18 protein-coding genes and 1 tRNA gene are annotated in these 21165 nt (G+C 58.7%); 10 read left to right on the forward strand and 9 right to left on the reverse strand.

The genetic code is table 11. The annotated features are described in order from the left end of the window. Positions 1-273 precede the first annotated feature (273 nt). From K5K95_RS23400 to K5K95_RS23425, 6 genes are all read left to right on the forward strand, one after another. A complete protein-coding gene (locus K5K95_RS23400; protein ID WP_222586332.1) occupies positions 274-888 on the forward strand; it encodes a TetR/AcrR family transcriptional regulator in 615 nt (204 codons plus the stop codon). 85 nt (positions 889-973) lie between these two features. After that, on the forward strand, positions 974-2065 hold the full coding sequence (locus K5K95_RS23405; protein WP_222586333.1) for a VOC family protein: 1092 nt from the start codon (positions 974-976) through the stop codon (positions 2063-2065). Between the two features lie 91 nt (positions 2066-2156). Then, complete coding sequence (locus tag K5K95_RS23410) at positions 2157-3113, forward strand: fumarylacetoacetate hydrolase family protein (protein ID WP_222586334.1); 957 nt, start codon at positions 2157-2159, stop codon at positions 3111-3113. Next, the gene (locus K5K95_RS23415) at positions 3113-5014 is read left to right on the forward strand and encodes an acyl-CoA synthetase (protein ID WP_222586335.1); all 1902 of its coding nucleotides are present in this window, start codon (positions 3113-3115) and stop codon (positions 5012-5014) included. The genes K5K95_RS23410 and K5K95_RS23415 overlap by 1 nt, the downstream gene beginning before the upstream one ends. 163 nt (positions 5015-5177) lie before the next feature. Continuing rightward, on the forward strand, positions 5178-6497 hold the full coding sequence (locus tag K5K95_RS23420) for an OmpP1/FadL family transporter (protein WP_222586336.1): 1320 nt from the start codon (positions 5178-5180) through the stop codon (positions 6495-6497). A gap of 205 nt (positions 6498-6702) precedes the next feature. After that, the gene (locus K5K95_RS23425) at positions 6703-6918 is read left to right on the forward strand and encodes a hypothetical protein (RefSeq protein WP_222586337.1); all 216 of its coding nucleotides are present in this window, start codon (positions 6703-6705) and stop codon (positions 6916-6918) included. Between the two features lie 166 nt (positions 6919-7084). Here K5K95_RS23425 and K5K95_RS23430 read toward each other — a convergent pair. Then, positions 7085-7172, reverse strand: a tRNA-Ser gene (locus K5K95_RS23430). 123 nt (positions 7173-7295) lie between these two features. Between K5K95_RS23430 and K5K95_RS23435 the strand changes: the two genes are divergently transcribed. Then, positions 7296-7967, forward strand: a complete 672-nt coding sequence (locus K5K95_RS23435) for a Bax inhibitor-1/YccA family protein (RefSeq protein ID WP_222586338.1) — start codon at positions 7296-7298, stop codon at positions 7965-7967. A 61-nt stretch (positions 7968-8028) separates the two neighbouring features. On the opposite strand, the gene fabI is transcribed toward K5K95_RS23435, so the two are convergent. The 8 genes from fabI to gloB all read right to left on the reverse strand — a co-directional run bounded on the left by fabI (position 8029) and on the right by gloB (position 18744). Further along, on the reverse strand, positions 8029-8823 hold the full coding sequence (gene fabI / locus K5K95_RS23440) for an enoyl-ACP reductase FabI (RefSeq protein WP_008152082.1): 795 nt from the start codon (positions 8821-8823) through the stop codon (positions 8029-8031). 21 nt (positions 8824-8844) lie between these two features. Beyond that, the gene (locus K5K95_RS23445) at positions 8845-10455 is read right to left on the reverse strand and encodes an ABC transporter ATP-binding protein (protein ID WP_208667977.1); all 1611 of its coding nucleotides are present in this window, start codon (positions 10453-10455) and stop codon (positions 8845-8847) included. A gap of 1 nt (position 10456) precedes the next feature. Further along, positions 10457-11476 carry an ABC transporter permease gene (locus K5K95_RS23450; protein WP_090183221.1) on the reverse strand — a complete coding sequence of 340 codons (1020 nt, stop codon included), beginning with the start codon at positions 11474-11476 and terminating at the stop codon, positions 10457-10459. A gap of 1 nt (position 11477) precedes the next feature. Continuing rightward, entirely contained in the window at positions 11478-12551 is a 1074-nt protein-coding gene (locus tag K5K95_RS23455) for a microcin C ABC transporter permease YejB (protein ID WP_090183223.1), read from the reverse strand. 3 nt (positions 12552-12554) lie between these two features. Further along, positions 12555-14396: an extracellular solute-binding protein gene (locus K5K95_RS23460; protein WP_222586339.1), complete on the reverse strand. Its 1842-nt coding sequence runs from the start codon at positions 14394-14396 to the stop codon at positions 12555-12557. Continuing rightward, positions 14393-16207 carry an extracellular solute-binding protein gene (locus tag K5K95_RS23465; RefSeq protein ID WP_409999734.1) on the reverse strand — a complete coding sequence of 605 codons (1815 nt, stop codon included), beginning with the start codon at positions 16205-16207 and terminating at the stop codon, positions 14393-14395. The genes K5K95_RS23460 and K5K95_RS23465 overlap by 4 nt, the downstream gene beginning before the upstream one ends. 215 nt (positions 16208-16422) lie before the next feature. Next, positions 16423-17877, reverse strand: a complete 1455-nt coding sequence (locus K5K95_RS23470; RefSeq protein WP_222586341.1) for a transglycosylase SLT domain-containing protein — start codon at positions 17875-17877, stop codon at positions 16423-16425. Between the two features lie 99 nt (positions 17878-17976). After that, positions 17977-18744 carry a hydroxyacylglutathione hydrolase gene (gene gloB / locus K5K95_RS23475; protein WP_222590401.1) on the reverse strand — a complete coding sequence of 256 codons (768 nt, stop codon included), beginning with the start codon at positions 18742-18744 and terminating at the stop codon, positions 17977-17979. 65 nt (positions 18745-18809) lie between these two features. On the opposite strand from gloB, the gene K5K95_RS23480 reads away from it, so the two are divergent. The 3 genes from K5K95_RS23480 to dnaQ all read left to right on the forward strand — a co-directional run bounded on the left by K5K95_RS23480 (position 18810) and on the right by dnaQ (position 21100). Further along, positions 18810-19568 (forward strand): class I SAM-dependent methyltransferase, encoded by a 759-nt coding sequence (locus tag K5K95_RS23480; protein ID WP_222586342.1) that lies wholly within the window; start codon positions 18810-18812, stop codon positions 19566-19568. Between the two features lie 92 nt (positions 19569-19660). After that, positions 19661-20113 carry a ribonuclease HI gene (gene rnhA, locus K5K95_RS23485; protein WP_008028618.1) on the forward strand — a complete coding sequence of 151 codons (453 nt, stop codon included), beginning with the start codon at positions 19661-19663 and terminating at the stop codon, positions 20111-20113. A gap of 228 nt (positions 20114-20341) precedes the next feature. Continuing rightward, entirely contained in the window at positions 20342-21100 is a 759-nt protein-coding gene (dnaQ, locus tag K5K95_RS23490) for a DNA polymerase III subunit epsilon (RefSeq protein ID WP_090183233.1), read from the forward strand. Positions 21101-21165 lie beyond the last annotated feature (65 nt).

Consider the following 21165-nt stretch of genomic DNA (forward strand, 5'->3'; position numbering starts at 1 on the left):
CTCTAACTGGTTTGATCTATCCATCGTCGATAGCGCTTCGCTTGGCGACGAGTCTTCAGCCATTAAAAATCTTCTCACTAAACTGAACATCTGTGTTCAGTTTAGTGAGTTCGCTTGACTGTTTTTTATCATGCGAAATCGATCCTCTCATCCGAAATGTTTGCCATAAGGCTGTTTTTACGGGTGCTGACTCCAGTAGGCCAAAAAATAGTATTGACGCAAAATGAACACGAGTGTTCAATTGATCCATGAGGTAATCCTGGAGAGAGAACCGTGGAATCCCTGAACCCAACACAGCGCCGCATCCATCAAGCTGCCTTTCGCCTGTTTGCCGAAAGAGGCACCTCGCAAGTGAACATCCTCGACCTCGCGCAAGAGGCCGGTGTGGCGCGCGGAACGGTCTATAGCAACATCGACAGCATGGAAAACCTGTTCGAGGCGGTCGCCAGCCATCTCGCGAGGGAGATGCATGAGCGCGTCAACAAGAGCTTCAATGCCCTCTCGGACCCTGCTCATCGCCTGGCCAATGGCATTCGATTCTTCATTCGCCGTGCGCACGAAGATTCCCAGTGGGGCGCGTTCATCCATAAATTCGCCATGAGCAATTCGGCGTTGCGCGAAATGTTCAGCAGCCAGGCGACCAAGGATCTTCTGAGCGGGCTCGCCGCCGGGCGCTATACGTTTGCGCAGGAGCAATTGCTCTCGGTACTGACGCTGATATCGAGCAGCGTGCTCGGCTCGATTTTCCTGGTACTGGAAGGTCACCGAACGTGGCGCGAATCGGGCTCCGATACCGCCGAGCTGGTATTGCGCGCATTGGGTGTGCCGCCACAAGAGGCCCGTGCGTTGGCAACTCAAGAGTTGCCGGCACTGCCAACTCTCGACTGAGCGCCTAATTGATTTGACTGAGCAAACCCCTGGATTTTCAGGGGTACGGGACCGCTTTGCCCTAAAACCCCGGAAAACAACAACAATGAACGACAAAAAAGAATTGCATCGGTTGGCGACACCACACCCCGCGCGGCATCCGCAGCCGACGGTAAAGGCCCAGGTTTTGACTCACCTGATCTTCCAGCGGCCGGACTTGAATGAGGCGGCGCGTTTCCTGACTGACTTCGGCCTGACGGTCGCTCGGCAGGACGCCGAGATTCTCTATATGCGGGCCACCGACGCCGCTGCGTATTGTTACCGCGTCGAATGGGCCGAACAGGCCCGTTTCATCGGGTTCGGGCTTGCCGTGCGGTCCCTGGAAGAGCTTAAAAAGCTCACTCGAATCCCGGGTGCGTCATCGGTCGAGAAATCGGAACATCCGGGTAAAGGCTATTACGTCAGACTGACGGATCCTTCCGGTTTCATTGTGGAAGCCGTGTGCGACCAGACACCAGGCAAGGCGCTGGCACATCGAGCGCCTCTGAACTGGAACCTGGCGCAGGAACCACAGCGAATCAACGCGACGCAGCGTCCGCCGATTACTCCTCCTGAAGTCCTCAAGCTGGGCCACATCGTCATTGAAGTGGCCGACTATCAAGCAACCTGCGCCTGGTACACGCAGCATTTCGGGTTTATTCCCAGCGATGTGCAGGTACTCCCCGACGGCACGCCTATCGTCACGTTCATGCGCCTTGATCTCGGTGACATTCCCGCGGATCACCATACGCTCGCGATTGCGCAAGGGTTCATGGCGACCTACAGCCATAGCGCTTATGAAGTCGTCGATACAGACGCCGTGGGTATGGGGCAGCGCGTCCTGCGTGAGAGCGGTTGGGCGCACTCATGGGGCATCGGCCGGCACATTCTGGGCAGTCAGATCTTCGATTACTGGCAAGACCCTTGGGGCGACAAGCACGAGCATTACTGCGACGGGGATATTTTCACCGCCACTCGGCCGACGGGCATTCATCCGGTGAGTCCCGAGGCCATGGCGCAGTGGGGGCAGCGCATGCCCAGGAGTTTTACCAAACCCAAAATGAACCTGGCCAATTTTCTGCTGCTGATCCGCAACCTGCGACGCAGCCCTGACCTGAGCATTCGCAAGCTGATAACACTCATGCGCATGTTCGGGTAGAGCTACACCGTTGCCAGCCCCCGTTTCAGAACATCACAACAGTTCCCGCGCCACTGAACGCGGGACAAACGCCGCTCCAGGAGTACCTTCAATGTCTGCTGTACACGTAGTCCGCTTTGAATTTCAGAACGGTATCCACTGGGGCGTGCTTCGCCAGGGCCGTATCACAGTTGTCCCCGGTGTTTTTGAAACGACCGGTGACTTCATCAGCCAGAACAGTCTCGACGACCTTGCTCAACTGAAAGGTCCGGAGTTGCAGGAGGGCGACGTAAAACTGCTGTCGCCGGTGACCCGTAACCAGCAGTTTGTCTGCCAGGGTGCCAACTACCGTCAGCACATGATCGAGTCAGGCATGGATCCTGATGCGAAGAAATTCAACATGATCTTCACCAAGGCGACCAGTTGCCTGGTGGCGGCTGACAGCGACCTGATCAAGCCGCGCCACGTGCGCTTCCTTGACTACGAGATCGAACTGGGCCTGGTGATGAAACGCTCGATCACCGGCGCTATTGCTGTCACCGACGCCAATTTGCATGAATTCATTGCCGGCGTCGTCATTGTCAATGACTACTCGGCCCGTGACATTCAGATTCCCCAGATGCAGTTCTACAAGGGCAAGAGCTACCGTACTTTTGGTCCGGTCGGCCCGTACCTGTGCCTTCTGGATGCCAAGAGCATGCATTACCTGAAAGCGCTGCAGTTGCGCCTGACAGTCAACGACCAGGTACGACAGAACGACAGCACGGCCAATCTGGTTTACGGCCCCGCTGAAACCCTGACCGAACTTAGCGCGTTGCAAGATCTCGCGGTCGGAGACTTGATTGCCACGGGGACACCTGCCGGCTGCGCTCTGACGATCCCTTCGCCCGGAAAAATGCGCATTGCAGCCCTTTTGCCGGAAGCCACCAAGTGGAAGCTGTTCCTCAAGGCACAAGAGGGCCGGACGCAGTACCTCAAGGCCGGTGACGTGGTCGAGGCGCGTATTCGCAGCGCCGATGGTGTGGTCGACCTTGGCGTGCAACGCAACCGGGTCGTGGGAGAAGTTTAATGATTGTTCGAAGCCTGAATGACATCGAAAGTCTTGAGCGAGTCCCCTTGTCGGAGCGCGGGCTGGCTTGCAGCACTTATGAAGCGCTGCGTGTGGCGGCCGAGCGCACCCCCCAGGCACCGGCGCTCAGCTTCTTCGCCGATGCCGCCGATTTCAAGCGCACCCACGAGTGGAGTTACTCCCAACTCTTCGCGGATATCACCCGCGCGGCGAATGCCTTCCATGACCTGGGCATAAAACCGGGGGAGGTGATTGCCTTCATCCTGCCCAACCTGCCGGAAACCCACTTCACTCTATGGGGCGGGGAGGCGGCGGGGATTGTCATGGCGATCAATCCTCTGCTTGAGGCCAAGCAAATCGCAGGCTTGCTGAATGCGGCAAAGGTGTCAGTGGTGGTGACACTCGCCCCGACTCCGGGCAGCGATCTGTGGCCCAAACTGGTTTCGCAACGGGATCAGCTACCCACGCTCAGGTCTGTTGTCTGGGTCAGCATGGAGCCCTATGTCGACGAACCGGTGCGAGGGGCTCTGAAAGCCATGGCACTGAAAGAGCGAGACGTGCACAGCGGTATCGCGATCCACGATTGGCAATCGCTGATGAATACCCAGCCCCACACACACCTCAAGAGCGGTCGGCAAATCCGCGAGGATGAGTGCTCTTCCTACATCTGTACGGGCGGCACCACCGGGCTCCCCAAAATTGCCGCGCGTACCCATGGCTCTGAAGTATTCGACGCATGGGCCATCGACGCTCACATGCAGCCACGCAGTAATGTCCAGGTTCTGTTTTGTGGCCTGCCGCTGTTTCACGTCAACGGGCAACTGGTGACTGGACTGATGCCTTGGACTCAAGGCGACCATGTGATCCTCGGCACGCCTCAGGGGTATCGTGGCGAGGGCGTGATCCCACGATTCTGGGAGATGGTCGAGCACTTCGGTATCAACCTCTTTTCCGGCGTGCCAACGGTCTATGCCGCGCTTCTGCAAAATGAATGGCAGGGTCGCGACCTCTCCAGTCTTCGCTATGCAATCTGTGGCGCGGCCCCCATGCCCGCTGAGCTTTTCCGGGAATTCGAGCGCCGCACCGGAGTGAAGATCCTTGAAGGTTATGGCCTGACCGAGGGCGCCTGCGTCTCGTCAATCAATCCACCCCATGGCGAGCGCCGTATCGGCTCCATCGGGATACGACTGGCCTATCAGAATATGCGCGCGGTCATGCTCGATGATTCTGGAGCGTATCTGCGCGACGCCAACGTGGATGAGATCGGCGTCATCACGATCAGTGGACCGAACCTCTTCGAGGGTTATCTGGAGGAGCGTCATAACCAGGGCCTCTGGATCGATATCGACGGTCAGCGCTGGCTGAATACCGGCGATTTGGGCCGCCAGGATGCGCAGGGTTATTTCTGGCTGACCGGGCGCAAAAAGGAGTTGATCATTCGCGGTGGCCACAACATCGATCCAAAGCAGATCGAGGAGGCGCTTCAGGCGCATCCCGCTGTCGCCTTGGCCGCTGCAATCGGTAGCCCCGATGCCTACTCGGGCGAGGTGCCGGTTGCCTACGTCCAACTACGCCCCGGGCAAACCTGCAATGTTGAAGAACTTGAAGCGTTCGCTCATCTGAACATCAGCGAGCGGGCAGCCGTGCCCAAGCGCATTGAAATCCTCGACGCATTGCCCCTGACGGCAGTGGGCAAGATATTCAAGCCCGCTTTGCAGCAGAGGGAAATTGCCAAAGTCATCCAGCAGGAAGTGGAACGTCTGGGGCTTTCGGATATTGCCGTTGAAGTCGTTCAGGACAATCGTCGTGGGCAGGTTGCCTGCGTCAAGGCCGGACCTGACCAGGAAGTCCTGGCTCCGCTGTTGGGCCGTTATAGCTTTCAAGTCGAGTGGATTAATTGAGTTCCTGATTCGCAATCTGTAAGTCCAGCCGTCAAGCCTTGGTGCTGTTCCGCCAAGGTCTATGACACAACTTGGATCAATTCCAGCCGGCACTGACAAGTGCACGGGGCGGCGAAGCCATGCCTGCGTGCAAACAACAAAAACAATAAACAAGAGGTGGAAAATGAAACTCAATAGCCGCGTGATCCCGTGTCTCTCTACTCCGCGCAAGTGTGCTGTCTGGATTGAATTCGGCAGTGCCATCGCACTGCTCAGCGCCTCTACCATCGTCAGCGCAAACGGCATTGCTCTAAACGAACAAAGTGCAAGCAGTGCGGGAACTGCTTATGCGGGAAGGTCGTCTTCGGCGCTGGACGCGAGCACTATCTTTGGAAATCCCGCAGGCTTGACCAAGTTGAAGCGCAGTGAGATTTCCGGCGGGGCCGCGGTCGTTTCGGTCAGCGACGACATCAGTGATGCACGAAGCAGTGCCACAGGCACCAATAAAGGGGACTCGGTACCCTTGGGCGTCGTGCCCTTCGTCTACATGTCTACGCCCCTTGATGATCGTTTTTCGATGGGGCTGGGACTCTATGCCCCCAGTGGTCTGATCAATGATTACGAGAGCACTTTTCAGGGGCGCTATCACGGTTCTTATAGCACGACCAAGGAAGTAACCCTGCAACCGACCATTGCCTGGCGGATCAATGATTACGTGTCCATTGGTGGCGGCCCGACCATAAATCATTTCAATGCAAAGCTTCAGAATTACCTGGCGACCGGCGCCCTGAACAACGGCGAGGACACACTGGTCACCATCAAGGGTGATGACACCGCACTTGGCTACAACATCGGCCTGTTGATTGACTTTACTGAGGCAACCACTTGGGGGATTAACTATCACTCGAAGGTGGATTATCAACTTGAAGGGCATACCGAGATTTCTGGCTCCCCGAGCGTCATTCCGTTGAACGGAAAATATGACAACAAGATAGACCTCACCATGCCCGAGTCCGTGGATACGTCTATCACCCATCATTTCGACAGTCGCTGGACGGGCTATCTTGGGACCACCTGGAAACGCTGGAGCCGGATCCAGAAGGTCGAGGCAATCAATAGCGGTCTTTCCCCCCTCGGCGAGGCAGCGGGTCTGGGGCATGTGATTGAAGAAATGAACTGGCGCGACACGTGGAGCACCGCAGTGGGCGCTTCCTATCAATTGAACCAACAATGGCTGCTGCGCGCAGGCTACGCCTATGATCCGTCGCCCATCAGAAATGCCGATCGCAGCGTACGCATTCCGGTCGGGAACCGCCAAGCGGTGACCTTTGGTGGCGCTTATTCGCCGAGTTCCGATCTGACGATTGACTTCGCTTATGGTTATCTCTGGGATTCTAAAGTCTCGGTGAAGCAGGCAAACAATTCCGGTGTTCAACCGGAATACAGTGCCAGTTACAACAATAGTGCGAATGGGGTTTCAGTGCAGGCTACCTATCGGTACTAACGTATGAAGCGCACCTTGGGTGGGACGCCGATGTCTTTTACCGAATCCACGGCGCGCCATCCATGACGGGTTGCTGCACGCGTATCGACCGCCAGCTAACGCCAAAAGAGCCGGAGCCGCTGATTCAAGCCAGTTCGTGCAGTTGAAATACTTACGAAACATTCCAGCCTTATGCTTCGCCTCACTGAAATCCAGGAGGTTGGAGATGAACCGACCATCAAGAAGCCTGCGCAAACTGCTCGACTCGGTCGCCACTAACAATGAGGCAGCCGCGCTCGATATGATGCGCGCAGCAGAGCAACTCAAAGACGAAGTACTACGCCAGCGGTTGCTCAACATGATTCACCGACTTAACCAGGACGCTATTGACTTACGAATGGCGCGTGACGATATCCAGGGCGGAGCTATAAAGCTCGCGTGACCGGGCTCGGTGATGTCTTTTGGTCGCAGGAGACTATTTGAAAAATTAGCGACGGGTCGAACAGCAATGCTTCATCCAGGGTGTGGGCTGAAGTGTGGGCAATGGTTTTTTACCAAGCCCCAGAAACGACAAAGCCCTGAATAATCAGGGCTTTGTCGTATAAAGATGGCGGAGGCGATGGGATTCGAACTCATGGACCTGTTACAGTCGACGGTTTTCAAGACCGTTGCCTTAAACCACTCGGCCACACCTCCGTTTGCGTTGCGGGCGCCATAATACCTGAATGAAACACACTGTCAAACTCTCTGCATAGCTTGTTACAGAGCGTCTGTTATGATCTTTGCGACTGAACGTTTCAAACCAACAGGAGTGTCGCCATGCGCGAACAGGATTACGCAGTTAATAACAGCGTGCAGGCTGAGCAGCTAGAGGTTAGCCGCGTCCTGCGCAACACATACGGCTTGCTTGCCCTCACCCTCGCATTCAGCGGCGTGATGGCGTTCGTCGCTCAGCAGATGCGTGTCGGTTACCCGAACGTGTTCGTGGTGCTGATCGGCTTCTACGGCCTTTTCTTCCTCACCAACAAACTCCGTGATTCGGCCTGGGGCCTGGTGTCGGCATTTGCCTTGACCGGTTTCATGGGTTTCCTGCTCGGCCCGATCCTCAACCGCTACCTGGGCATGCAGGGCGGCGCTGAAGTAGTCAGTTCGGCCTTCGCGATGACCGCGCTGGTATTCGGTGGCCTGTCGGCTTACGTGCTGATTACCCGCAAGGACATGAGCTTCCTCGGTGGTTTCATCACCGCTGGCTTCTTCGTGTTGCTGGGTGCGACGCTGGCAAGCTTCTTCTTCAAGATCAGCGGCCTGCAACTGGCGATCAGCGCAGGTTTTGTGCTGTTCTCCTCGGTCTGCATTCTGTTCCAGACCAGTGCCATCATTCAGGGCGGCGAGCGCAACTACATCATGGCGACCATCAGCCTGTATGTATCGATCTACAACCTGTTCATCAGCTTGTTGCAGCTGTTCGGCATCATGAGCCGCGATGATTAATCGCCAGCTTTGAGTTAATAAAAAACCCGCCTAGGCGGGTTTTTTATCGGCTAGCGAAAGATCACTCTTCCAGGCTACCCATTGCAGTGGTGTTGAAACCACCGTCTACGTACATGATTTCGCCGCTGATGCCGGACGCCAGGTCCGAGCACAGGAAGGCGCCGGCGTTGCCGACTTCGTCGATGGTGACGTTACGACGCAGCGGGGTTTGCGCTTCGTTGGCCGCCAGCATTTTGCGGAAGTTCTTGATGCCGGAAGCCGCGAGGGTGCGGATCGGGCCAGCCGATACGCAGTTGACGCGGGTACCGTCCGGGCCCAGGGAGCCGGCCAGGTAACGGACGCCAGCTTCCAGCGAAGCCTTGGCCATGCCCATCACGTTGTAGTTAGGCATGGTGCGCTCTGCGCCCAGGTACGACAGGGTCAGCAGGCTGCCGTTGCGGCCTTTCATCATTTCGCGACCAGCCTTGGCCAGGGCCACGAAGCTGTAGGCGCTGATGTCGTGAGCGATGCGGAAACCTTCACGGGTGGTGGCTTCGGTGAAGTCGCCGTCCAGTTGGTCGCCCGGGGCGAAGCCGACGGAGTGCACGATGCAGTCCAGGCCGTCCCACTTCTTGCCCAGTTCAACGAAAACCTTGGCGATCTCTTCATCGCTGGCCACGTCGCACGGGAAGCACAGGTCAGGGTTGGAACCCCAGCTCTGTGCGAACTCTTCGACACGACCCTTGAGTTTGTCGTTCTGATAAGTGAAGGCAAGCTCAGCGCCCTCGCGATGCATGGCGGCAGCGATGCCGGATGCGATGGACAGCTTGCTGGCGACACCGACGATCAGTACGCGCTTACCGGCGAGAAAACCCATGTGTTGCTCCTCTCTTTCAGGTTATTGCGCAGTGGCTGGTGCCAGGAAAGCGGCTTCCAGCAACTGCTGTGTATACGGATGTTGGGGGGCGGCAAAGATACTTTGCGCGTCTCCCTGTTCGACCACTTGGCCATGCTTGACCACCATCAGCTGGTGGCTCAGCGCCTTGACGACAGCCAGGTCATGGCTGATAAACAGATACGTCAGGTTGTACTTGGTTTGCAGTGAACGTAGCAGCTCCACCACTTGGCGTTGCACGGTGCGGTCGAGGGCCGAAGTCGGCTCGTCCAGCAGAATCAACGCCGGTTTTAGCACTAATGCCCGGGCAATGGCGATTCTCTGCCGCTGCCCACCGGAAAATTCGTGGGGGTAGCGGTTCCGGGTTTCCGGGTCCAGGCCTACCTCCTTCAATGCCGCAATAATCGCTTGTTCCTGTTCCGCCTCGGTGCCCATCTTGTGGATCCGCAGGCCTTCGCCGACGATCTGGCTCACACACATTCGCGGGCTCAGGCTGCCGAACGGGTCCTGGAACACCACCTGCATCTCCCGACGCAATGGCCGAACCTGCTGCTGCGTCAGGCAGTCTAGCTGCTTGCCTTCAAAACGGATCGCGCCTTTGCTGGCAATCAGCCGCAAAATCGCCAACCCCAGTGTCGACTTGCCTGAACCGCTTTCTCCCACAATCCCCAGGGTCTGTCCCTGAGGCAGGCTGAAATTGATGCCGTCGACCGCCTTGATGTGGTCAACGGTCTTTTTCAGTAAACCTTTCTTGATCGGGAACCAGACTTTCAGGTCCTCGACCTGCAGCAGCGGCGGGCCAATGACATTGGTTGCCGGCTTGCCGCTAGGCTCCGCTGCCAGCAGTTCCCGAGTGTACGGATGCTGCGGCGCGCGGAACAGCTCTTCGCACGATGCCTGTTCGACGATGCAACCGCGCTGCATGACACATACGCGATGCGCAATTCTTCGCACAAGGTTCAAATCGTGACTGATCAGTAACAGCGCCATGCCCAGACGGGCCTGCAATTCCTTGAGCAATTCGAGGATTTTAAGCTGAACGGTCACGTCCAGGGCCGTGGTCGGCTCATCGGCGATCAGCAACTCCGGTTCGTTGGCCAGGGCCATGGCGATCATCACCCGCTGGCGTTGGCCGCCGGACAATTCGTGGGGCAGGGCCTTGAGGCGCTTGTGCGGCTCGGGTATGCCGACCATTTCCAGCAACTCCAGCGTGCGCTTGGTCGCCACTTTGCCGATCAGGCCCTTGTGAATGCCCAGCACCTCGTTGATCTGTTTCTCGATCGAGTGCAGCGGATTGAGCGAGGTCATCGGCTCCTGGAAGATCATCGCAATCCGGTTGCCACGGATATGGCGGATGGTTTTCTCTTTCAGACTCAGCAAATTCTGCCCGGAATACTCAATGGTCCCGGACGGATGACGGGCGAGCGGGTAGGGCAGCAGCCGCAGGATCGAGTGCGCGGTGACCGATTTGCCGGACCCGCTTTCGCCTACCAGCGCCAGGGTTTCCCCGCGCTTGATGTCGAAGCTCACGCCTTCGACGACGCGCTGAATGCGATCACCAACGACGAATTCGACGGCCAGGTCGCGCACTTCGATCAGATTGTCCTGATTCATTTCACTTCCTCGGGTCGAAGGCATCGCGAGCGGACTCGCCGATGAACACCAGCAGACTCAACATCAACGCCAGCACCGCAAACGCGCTCATGCCCAGCCACGGCGCTTGCAGGTTGGATTTGCCCTGGGCCACCAGCTCACCCAGCGACGGTGCGCCCGGTGGCAGGCCGAAGCCCAGGAAGTCGAGCGCGGTCAGGGTGCCGATGGCGCCAGTCAGGATGAACGGCATGAACGTCATCGTCGAAACCATGGCATTGGGCAGGATGTGACGGAACATGATCGCACCGTTTTGCATCCCCAGTGCCCGTGCCGCTCGCACGTATTCGAGGTTACGCCCACGCAGGAATTCCGCGCGCACCACGTCCACCAGACTCATCCACGAGAACAGCAGCATGATCCCCAGCAGCCACCAGAAGTTGGGCTGGACGAAGCTGGCGAGGATGATCAGCAGGTACAGCACCGGCAATCCGGACCAGATCTCCAGGAAACGCTGTCCGGCCAGATCCACCCAGCCGCCATAGAAGCCCTGCAAGGCGCCGGCGATAACGCCGATGATTGAGCTGAGAATGGTCAGCGTCAGGGCAAACAGCACTGAAATGCGGAAACCGTAGATCACCCGCGCCAATACATCACGGCCCTGATCGTCAGTGCCCAGCAGATTGTCGGCCGACGGCGGCGCCGGTGCCGGGACTTTCAGGTCGTAGTTGATGCTCTGGTAGCTGTAGGGAATCGGCGCCCACAGGACAAAGGCGTCTTTGGCCTTGAGCAGTTCGCGGATGTACGGGCTTTTGTAGTTGGCTTCCAGCGGGAATTCGCCACCGAACGCGGTTTCCGGGTAGCGCTTGAGCGCAGGGAAGTACCAGCCATTGTCGTAATGCACCACCAGCGGTTTGTCGTTGGCTATCAGCTCGGCGCCGAGGCTCAGGCCGAACAGCACCAAGAACAGCCACAGCGACCACCAGCCGCGCTTGTTGGCCTTGAACAGTTCGAAGCGCCGGCGATTGAGCGGGGACAGATTCATCTCAATGCTCCCGGCTTTCGAAGTCGATACGTGGGTCGACAAAGGTGTAGGTGAGGTCGCCGATCAATTTCACCACCAGCCCCAGCAAGGTAAAGATAAACAGTGTGCCGAACACCACCGGGTAATCACGGTTGATCGCCGCTTCAAAACTCATCAAGCCGAGGCCATCAAGCGAAAAGATCACCTCGACCAGCAACGAGCCGGTGAAGAAAATCCCGATAAACGCCGAGGGAAAGCCGGCGATTACCAGCAGCATGGCATTGCGGAACACATGGCCGTACAGCACGCGGTGGTTGGTCAGGCCCTTGGCCTTGGCAGTGACGACGTATTGCTTGTTGATTTCGTCGAGGAAGCTGTTCTTGGTTAACAGCGTCATGGTCGCGAAGTTGCCGATCACCAGCGCCGTCACCGGCAGCGCCAAGTGCCAGAAATAATCGAGGATCTTGCCGCCGGTACTCAAGTCAGCAAAGTTGTTCGAGGTCAGGCCCCGTAGCGGGAACCAGTCCAGATAGCTGCCACCGGCGAACACCACGATCAGCAGGATGGCGAACAGGAACGCCGGGATCGCGTAACCGACGATGATTGCCGAACTGGTCCAGACGTCGAAGTGGCTGCCGTGCCGCGTAGCCTTGGCGATTCCCAGCGGGATCGACACCAGGTACATGATCAGGGTGCTCCACAGCCCGAGCGAAATCGACACCGGCATCTTTTCCTTGATCAGGTCGATGACCTTGGCGTCGCGGAAGAAGCTGTCGCCGAAATCCAGGGTGGCGTAGTTCTTGATCATGATCCACAGGCGTTCCGGCGCCGATTTGTCGAAGCCGTACATGTGCTCGATTTCCTTGACCAGCGCCGGGTCCAGGCCTTGGGCACCGCGGTACGCCGATCCGGCCACCGACACTTCGGCACCGCCGCCGGCAATGCGGCTGGTGGCGCCTTCGAAGCCTTCGAGCTTGGCGATCATCTGTTCTACGGGGCCACCCGGGGCGGCCTGGATGATCACGAAGTTGATCAGCAAAATGCCGAGCAGGGTCGGGATGATCAGCAGCAGTCGCCGAAAAATATACGCCAGCATCTATTACTCCGTGCCCGCAGGGTCGGCTTGCAGTTTGGTTTCGACTTCCACCGCCGGTTTAGCGTCGGGCTTGACCCACCAGGTGTTGATGCCAATGTCGTACTTGGGTGAGATTTTTGGATGACCGATGTGGTTCCAGTAAGCCACGCGCCAGGTCTTGATGTGCCAGTTCGGGATCACGTAATAACCCCATTGCAGCACGCGGTCCAGCGCCCGCGCGTGAGCCACCAGGCTTTTACGCGAATCGGCGTTGATCAGTTGCTCGACCAGTTGGTCCACGACCGGATCTTTCAAGCCCATGGAATTACGGCTGCCGGGCTTGTCGGCGGCGGCGGACATCCAGAATTCCCGCTGTTCGTTACCCGGCGAGTTGGACTGCGGGAAGCTGCCGACGATCATGTCGAAGTCCCGCGAACGCACGCGGTTGATGTATTGCGACACATCGACCCGGCGGATCACCAGGTCGATCCCTAGGTCGCTGAGGTTGCGCTTGAACGGCAACAGCACGCGTTCGAATTCGGTCTGGGCCAGCAAGAACTCGATGGTCACCGGCTTGCCGTTGGTATCGACCATCTTGTCATCGACGATCCGCCAGCCAGCCTCTTGCAACAGCTGATAGGCCTTACGCTGCTGCGTGCGGATCATGCCGCTGGCGTCGGTCACCGGGTTCTGGAACGCCTCGCTGAACACCTGCTCGGGAATCTTGCCGCGAAACGGGTCGAGGATCGCCAGTTGATCGGCGTCGGGCAGGCCAGTGGCGGCCATTTCCGAGTTCTCGAAGAAGCTGCGGGTGCGCACATAGGCGCCATTGAACAGCTGCTTGTTGGTCCATTCAAAATCCAGCAACAGCGTCAGTGCCTGACGCACGCGCACGTCCTGGAACACCGGGCGGCGCAGGTTGAACACAAACCCCTGCATGCCGGTGGGGTTGCCGTTGGGGATCTGTTCCTTGATCAGCCGACCCTCGGTCACAGCCGGGATGTTGTAGGCATTGGCCCAGTTCTTGGCGGTCATTTCCAGCCAGTAATCGAACTGCCCGGCCTTGAGCGCTTCCAGGGCCACGGTGTTGTCGCGGTAGTAGTCGGTGGTCATCACATCGAAGTTGTAGAACCCGCGGTTGACCGGCAGGTCCTTGCCCCAATAATCCTTGACCCGCTCATAACGCACCGAGCGCCCGGCTTTGACTTCGCTGACTTTGTACGGGCCGCTGCCCAATGGCATTTCCAGGTTGCCCTTGTTGAAATCGCGGTTCGCCCACCAGTGTTTCGGCAAGACCGGCAACTGACCGAGGATCAGCGGCAGTTCGCGGTTGTTGCTGTGCTTGAACTTGAACAGCACGGTGAGTGGATCTTCGGCGACCGCCTCATCGACGTCGTTGTAGTAACCGCGATAGAGCGGGGCGCCATCCTTGGTCAGCGTCTGGAAACTGAACACCACGTCTTCGGCGCGGATCGCATGACCATCGTGGAAGCGTGCCTCGGGTCGCAGGTAAAAACGCACCCAGCTGTTGTCCGGGGCTTTCTCGATCTTGGCGGCGACCAGTCCGTATTCGGTGAAAGGCTCGTCCAGGCCCTGTTTGGCCAGGGTGTCGTAGATCATGCCGATGTCGTCGGCCGGCACGCCTTTGCTGATGAACGGGTTGAGGCTGTCGAAGCCGCCGAACCCGGCCTGACGAAAGATTCCGCCCTTGGGTGCGTCCGGGTTCACGTAATCGAAATGCTTGAAGTCGGCCGGGTATTTCGGCGGCTCGTTGTACAGGGTCACGGCATGTTGCGGGGCGGCGCAGGCCAGCCCGGCAAACAGCAGACCGCTGGCCTGCAAGAGCAGGGCGCTGACGGGTTTCATCGATCTTTCTCCGAAGATTTCAGCCACCACGCGGACAGGCCCAGGGTGTAGGGCGGCGTGGTGACGAAGGCGAACCGGTTGCGGTAGGCCAGGCGGTGATAATTGAGGTACCAGTTGGGAATCATGTAGTGCTGCCACAGCAGCACACGGTCCAGGGCTTTGCCGGCGGCGACTTGTTCATCGCGTGTTTGGGCGGCGAGCAACTGTTCAAGCAGGTGATCGACCACAGGGTTGTCGATGCCGGCATAGTTTTTACTGCCCTTGACCCCAACCTGGCTGGAATGGAAATACTGCCATTGCTCCAGACCCGGGCTGAGGGTCTGGTTCAAGGTCATGAGGATCATGTCGAAATCGAACTGATCCAGGCGTTGCTTGTACTGGGCGCGATCAACCGTGCGCAGCCGTGCATCGACGCCAATGCTGGCGAGGTTCTCGACGTAAGGCTGAAGAATGCGTTCCAGGTTCGGGTTGACCAGCAGTATCTCGAGCCTGAGTGGCTGGCCCTTGGCATTCTCGATCCGTTGGCCATTGAGCTTCCAGCCGGCCTCTGCGAGCAGTGTCAGGGCCTTTCGCATGGTTTCCCGGGGGATGCCGCGCCCTTCAGTCTTCGGCAGGCTGAACGGCTCGGTGAAGAGCTTGGCGGGCAATTGCTCGCGATACGGCTTGAGCATCAGCCATTCGTGCCCGACCGGCAGCCCGGTAGCAGAGAATTCACTGTTGGGGTAATAACTCAACGCGCGCTTGTAGGCACCGCTGAACAGCGTGCGGTTGGTCCACTCGAAATCGAACATCAGCCCCAGCGCTTCACGAACCTTGCTCTCGGCGAAGGTCGGGCGACGGCTGTTCATGAACAGGCCTTGGGTCTGGGTCGGGATCTGGTGCGGGATCTGCGCCTTGATGACGTCGCCCCGAGTGATGGCCGGAAAGTTGTAACCGTTATCCCAGTTCTTGGCCTGATGCTCGATGTAGATGTCGAATTCGCCAGCCTTGAAAGCTTCGAAGGCCACATCGCTGTCGCGGTAGAACTCGACTTCCATGCGATCGACGTTGTACTTGCCGCGATTGACCGCGAGGTCCTTGCCCCAGTAGTCCTTGACCCGTTCGAAAACGATTTGACGCCCAGGTGTGACCGAGGTGATGCGGTACGGGCCGCTGCCCAGTGGTGGTTCGAAGGTGGTGGCCTTGAAATCGCGACCTTTCCAGTAATGCTGGGGCAGCACTGGCAACTCGCCCATGCGCAGGATCTGCAACGGATTGCCGGCGCGCTTGAACACAAAACGAATGCGCTGCGGATTGAGAATGTCGACCCGCGACACTTCCTGAAGGCTGGTGCGGTATTGCGGATGACCTTCCTTGAGCAGCAAACGGTAGGAAAACGCCACGTCGTAGGCCGTAATGGGGGTGCCATCGTGGAACCGCGCCTCGGGGCGCAGGTTGAACACCACCCAACTGCGGTCTTCGCTGTATTCCACCGATTGGGCAATCAGGCCATAACTGGAAGTCGGCTCGTCGCCGGACGGTGCGTACTGGCCGGTGCCGACCATCAGCGGTTCGTTGAGCTCGTTGATGCCGTACTGCAGGAAGTTGGGGGTGGAGACCGGGCTCGAACCCTTGAACGTGTAGGGATTGAGCGTATCGAAGGTGCCAAACGCCATCACCCGCAACGTACCGCCCTTGGGCGCTTGCGGGTTGACCCAGTCGAAGTGGGTAAATCTGGCCGGGTACTTGAGCGTGCCGAACTGCGCATAACCGTGGCTTTCGCTGATCGTCGCGCTTGCGGTGGAGCTCAAGGCCAGGCTGATCAGGAGCAGGAGGAGGGGACGCTTCAAGTCAGAGATCCGATCCAGGCGGCTTGGGCTTTGTGGGCCGTACAGTAACAGCTTGTATCGACAGGAAAAAGACAGGGGGTTAATGCGCTGTTAATGGTGCGCTGGATAGCCGTGCGGATTGCAGATCCTGTGCGAGCGGGCTTGCCTGAAAACCCGTGCTGCAGGCATAAAAAACCCCTGAAATCAGGGGCCCATTCTTAGCGTGGCGAAGCAACCGTCAGCATCTGCCCCGGCTTCAGCGCCTGGCCGACCCGAGGGTTCCAGCGCTTGAGGTGTTGCATTTCTACGTTGAAACGTTTGGCAACCATATACAGCGAGTCGCCTTGCTGAACCTTGTATTGGGTCGGCGGTTTTTCCTTGGCCGCCTTGCTGCCGGTTTTGCTGTTCGCCGCCACCACCGTGTTGACGCGACCGCCGCTTCGCTTGGTTGTGTCTTGCATCACCAGTGTCTGACCCACCTTGAGGTCTTTGCCAGTCATCTTGTTCCAGCGCTGCAGGTCCTTGAGGTCGACCTTGTTGGCCCTGGCGATGGCGGCGAGGTTGTCGCCACGTTTCACCCGGTAGGCGCGCTTGAGGCTGGCGACTTCGGACTCGTCGGCACCTTCGAAGACCGGCTTGAACGATTTTTTGCTGATCAGCTCTTCAGGACGCATGGTCGACAGGCTGGCGGTCAGCAGCTGTGCCTTGGACGTCGGCACCAGCAAATGCTGGGGGCCGTCGATGGTCGTACGCTGCTTGAATGCCGGGTTGAGCTGAAACAGCTCGTCCTCGTCGATGTTGGCCACCTCAGCAACCTTGGACAGGTCCATGCGCTGATTGATTTCGACGACCTGGAAGTACGGTGCATTGGCGATCGGGTTGAGATTCACGCCATAGGCTTCAGGAGCCAGTACGACCTGCGACAGGGCCAGCAGCTTCGGCACATAGGCCTGGGTTTCGGCCGGCAGTGGCAGGTTCCAGTAATCGGTTGGCAAGCCGAGCTTTTCGTTGCGCTCGATGGCGCGGCTGACCGTGCCTTCACCGGCATTGTAGGCAGCGAGTGCCAGCAACCAGTCACCGTTGAACATGTCGTGCAGGCGAGTCAGGTAATCCATGGCCGCGGTGGTCGAGGCGGTAATGTCGCGGCGGCCATCGTAGAAACGGGTTTGACGCAGGTTGTAGTAACGCCCGGTGGACGGGATGAATTGCCAAAGACCCACCGCGTCGGCCCGGGAATAGGCCATCGGGTTGTAGGCGCTTTCAATCACGGGCAACAGCGCCAGTTCCAGCGGCATGTTGCGTTCTTCAAGGCGTTCGATGATGTAGTGAATGTAGAGGCTGCCGCGTTCGCCGGCGTTTTCGAGAAAGGACGGATTACTGGCGAACCACAGGCGCTGTTGCTCGATACGCGGGTTGACGCCCAGGCCGTCCTGCAACTGGAAGCCCTGGCGCATGCGCTCCCAGACGTCCTGTGGTACTTGCGGTGTTGGTTTTTCGCTGAGCCAGATGGGTTTCTGCTTGGCTCGCGCGGCGATATTCGGAGTGTGTGTCGCTTCGGTCTGCGGCACATGGCTGGAACAGCCCGCCAGAGTGGCGGACACAGCCACCGCTATGGCTTGAGCCAAGCGGGTCAATGCGTCTGAATTGATGGCTTTGCGAATAGATGACGACATTGGCTGGAAGTAAGTTCCGGGCAAAAATGTCGGGCGATTCTAGAAAGCGTACCCCCTGCGGTCAACCATTCAGAATTTTTGTACCAATAGATAGCCTGCTTAGAACTTATCTTTCCACGCCCGCAAGGCAGCAAAAACCGCACTCGGAGCCCGGTTATCGGTTCCGTTCCGTTCGTCCACTTTTTCTTTAACGGATGTTTCGCCGGTACGCAAAAACGGATTTGTGAGCTTTTCCAATGCCAGAGTAGAGGGCAGCGTCATGATTCCGGCTTCACGTTGCGCGATGACTTTTTCCAGACGTGCGGTAGTGTCCGGATTGCCCGGTTCGACCGCTGTGGCGAATTTCAGATTGCTCAGGGTGTATTCGTGGGTGCAATAGACCAGCGTATCTTCCGGCAGCGCGGCAATGCGCGACAGCGAAGCGTGCATTTGCTCGGGCGTGCCTTCGAACAGGCGCCCGCAACCGGCGGCAAACAGGGTATCGCCGCAGAACAGCAGCCCGTGATGGTAATAGGCAATATGTCCCAGCGTGTGGCCGGGCACGGCGAAGACGTCGAAGTCCAGGCCCAGCACGCTGACGCGGTCATTGTCCTTGAGCGCCACGTCCCGCGCCGGGATGGTTTCGCTGGCCGGGCCATAGACGGTCGCGTCTGTCGCTTTTTTCAGCTGCTCGACACCGCCGACATGATCATGATGGTGATGAGTGATCAGAATATCGCTCAATACCCATCCCGGATGCGCCGCCAGCCAGGCTTGCACGGGCGCGGCATCGCCGGGATCGACCACCGCACAGCGCTGGGTTTGATGGTCTTGTAACAACCAGATGTAGTTGTCGGTGAAGGCGGGCAGGGCACTGATCTGTATCATCGTCGGATTCGCCAAGCGGAAAACAATGGCGCATCTTAGAACTTCCTGGCGCGTTGGAGAATGCAATGACCGATAAAGCGTTCGCTCAGGCCGATCCTGAGTGGCTGACATTGATCAGCGCGGCCCGTGAATGGCTGTCCGGCCCGATTGGGCAATTTCTGCTGGACGAAGAGCGGCGCATGCTCGAAGACGAGTTGGGGCGCTTCTTCGGCGGTTACCTGGTGCATTACGGTCCGTCGGCCCAGACGCCGCCGTCGGCGCCTCAGGTGCAGCGCAATGTACGTCTCGGCGCACCATTGCCGGGCGTCGAGATCGTCTGTGAAGAGCAGGCCTGGCCGTTGAGCGAGCATGCCGCTGACGTGGTGGTGTTGCAGCACGGGCTGGATTTCTGCCTTTCGCCCCACGGCCTGCTGCGTGAAGCGGCCAGCAGCGTGCGGCCCGGCGGGCATTTGCTGATCGTCGGGATCAATCCCTGGAGCACGTGGGGCTTGCGTCATGTGTTCGCCCACGATGGTCTGCGCAAGGCTCGCTGCATCTCGCCGTCGCGGGTCGGTGACTGGTTGAACCTGCTGGGCTTCGCGCTGGAGAAACGCCGCTTCGGGTGCTATCGTCCGCCGCTTGCGTCACCCGCCTGGCAGGCTCGTCTGGCCGGTTGGGAGCGCAAGGCCGGTGACTGGCAGCTGTCGGGTGGCGGCTTCTATTTATTGGTTGCGCGCAAGATCGTGGTGGGCTTGCGGCCGCTGCGTCAGGAACGGCGCGAACCGATGGGCAAGCTGATTCCGTTGCCGATGGCCAAGGTCAATCGCCGCCGCATCGACCCGTAATACACACTTTATTTTCCCGGCCGGACCTGTTCCGGCCTCGGGCATCGTCGGTCACCGATCGGCGGGCCACCGCATTTTCTGGATAGATTGGCATGAGCGATAGCGTAGAACTCTTCACCGATGGCGCCTGCAAAGGCAACCCTGGCCCAGGTGGCTGGGGCGCGTTGCTGGTGTGCAAGGGCGTTGAAAAGGAGCTGTGGGGCGGCGAAGCCAACACCACGAACAACCGCATGGAGCTGATGGGCGCGATCCGCGGCCTGGAAGAACTCAAGCGCTCCTGCGACGTCCTGCTGGTGACTGACTCGCAGTACGTGATGAAAGGCATCAACGAGTGGATGGACAACTGGAAGAAGCGCGGCTGGAAAACTGCCGCGAAAGAACCGGTCAAGAATGCCGACCTGTGGAAACTGCTGGATGAGCAGGTCAACCGCCACAACGTCACCTGGAAATGGGTGCGCGGACACATCGGTCATCACGGTAACGAACGCGCGGACCAGTTGGCTAACCGTGGCGTGGATGAAGTGCGCGGTTACAAACAGGCCTGAAGTCGCCCACTGATCGTTCCCATGCTCCGCGTGGGAATGCCTCAAGGGACGCTCCGCGTTCCAGTGGGACGCAGAGCGTCCCGGGCTGCATTCCCACGCAGAGCGTGGGAACGATCAGTGGGAGCGAGTCTGCTCGCGATGGGTGCAGCACGGTGTATCTGAAAGACCCCGGCGAGCGTGTTAACATCGCCGCTTTTGCACGAATGACCCGTTGAGAGCTGAGCACTGATGGCCACCAGATCCGTTGTACTCGATACCGAAACCACCGGCATGCCGGTGACCGACGGCCACCGGATTATTGAAATCGGTTGTGTCGAGTTGATCGGTCGGCGCCTGACCGGCCGGCATTTCCACGTTTACCTGCAGCCGGATCGCGAGAGCGATGAAGGCGCGATCGGCGTCCACGGCATCACCAACGAATTCCTGGTGGGCAAGCCGCGTTTCAGCGAAGTGGCCGATGAGTTCTTCGAATTCATCAAGGGCGCACAGCTGATCATCCATAACGCGGCGTTCGACGTTGGTTTCATCAACAACGAATTCGCCTTGATGGGCCAGCACGATCGTGCGGACATCACGCAACACTGCTCGATCCTCGATACCCTGATGATGGCCCGGGAACGTCACCCGGGACAGCGCAACAGCCTCGACGCGTTGTGCAAACGTTACGGCGTCGACAACTCCGGCCGTGAACTGCACGGCGCTTTGCTCGACTCCGAGATTCTCGCCGACGTTTATCTGACCATGACCGGTGGCCAGACCAGCCTGTCGCTGGCCGGTAATGCGTCCGATGGCAATGGCTCGGGTGAAGGTGCGGACAACTCCGCCACCGAAATCCGCCGTTTGCCGGCCGATCGCCAGCCCACCCGCATCATCCGCGCCAGCGAAGATGATCTGGCCCGGCACGTGGCGCGTCTGGAAGCGATTGCCAAGGCTGCGGGCGCTCCGTCGTTGTGGCAGCAACTGGCCGAGGCCAAGGCTCAGGCCTGAAATGCTGGCTACATGATGGTGCGCCGGTTGACCCGCTTCGGGGCATCGGCGCTCGCCACATGCGC

The sequence above is a fragment of the Pseudomonas sp. DR48 genome, from assembly GCF_019823085.1.
GTDB lineage: Bacteria > Pseudomonadota > Gammaproteobacteria > Pseudomonadales > Pseudomonadaceae > Aquipseudomonas.

Excerpts from the sequence above, each read along its gene's own strand:
- K5K95_RS23425 (WP_222586337.1), top strand. The coding sequence starts at position 6,703 with ATGAACCGACCATCAAGAAGCCTGCGCAAACTGCTCGACTCGGTCGCC.
- K5K95_RS23420 (WP_222586336.1), top strand. The coding sequence starts at position 5,178 with ATGAAACTCAATAGCCGCGTGATCCCGTGTCTCTCTACTCCGCGCAAG.
- dnaQ (WP_090183233.1), top strand. The coding sequence starts at position 20,342 with ATGGCCACCAGATCCGTTGTACTCGATACCGAAACCACCGGCATGCCG.
- fabI (WP_008152082.1), bottom strand. The coding sequence starts at position 8,823 with ATGGGTTTTCTCGCCGGTAAGCGCGTACTGATCGTCGGTGTCGCCAGC.
- K5K95_RS23460 (WP_222586339.1), bottom strand. The coding sequence starts at position 14,396 with ATGAAACCCGTCAGCGCCCTGCTCTTGCAGGCCAGCGGTCTGCTGTTT.
- K5K95_RS23450 (WP_090183221.1), bottom strand. The coding sequence starts at position 11,476 with ATGAATCTGTCCCCGCTCAATCGCCGGCGCTTCGAACTGTTCAAGGCC.
- K5K95_RS23470 (WP_222586341.1), bottom strand. The coding sequence starts at position 17,877 with ATGTCGTCATCTATTCGCAAAGCCATCAATTCAGACGCATTGACCCGC.
- K5K95_RS23445 (WP_208667977.1), bottom strand. The coding sequence starts at position 10,455 with ATGAATCAGGACAATCTGATCGAAGTGCGCGACCTGGCCGTCGAATTC.
- K5K95_RS23455 (WP_090183223.1), bottom strand. The coding sequence starts at position 12,551 with ATGCTGGCGTATATTTTTCGGCGACTGCTGCTGATCATCCCGACCCTG.
- K5K95_RS23410 (WP_222586334.1), top strand. The coding sequence starts at position 2,157 with ATGTCTGCTGTACACGTAGTCCGCTTTGAATTTCAGAACGGTATCCAC.
- K5K95_RS23435 (WP_222586338.1), top strand. The coding sequence starts at position 7,296 with ATGCGCGAACAGGATTACGCAGTTAATAACAGCGTGCAGGCTGAGCAG.
- K5K95_RS23480 (WP_222586342.1), top strand. The coding sequence starts at position 18,810 with ATGACCGATAAAGCGTTCGCTCAGGCCGATCCTGAGTGGCTGACATTG.
- rnhA (WP_008028618.1), top strand. The coding sequence starts at position 19,661 with ATGAGCGATAGCGTAGAACTCTTCACCGATGGCGCCTGCAAAGGCAAC.
- gloB (WP_222590401.1), bottom strand. The coding sequence starts at position 18,744 with ATGATACAGATCAGTGCCCTGCCCGCCTTCACCGACAACTACATCTGG.
- K5K95_RS23405 (WP_222586333.1), top strand. The coding sequence starts at position 974 with ATGAACGACAAAAAAGAATTGCATCGGTTGGCGACACCACACCCCGCG.
- K5K95_RS23415 (WP_222586335.1), top strand. The coding sequence starts at position 3,113 with ATGATTGTTCGAAGCCTGAATGACATCGAAAGTCTTGAGCGAGTCCCC.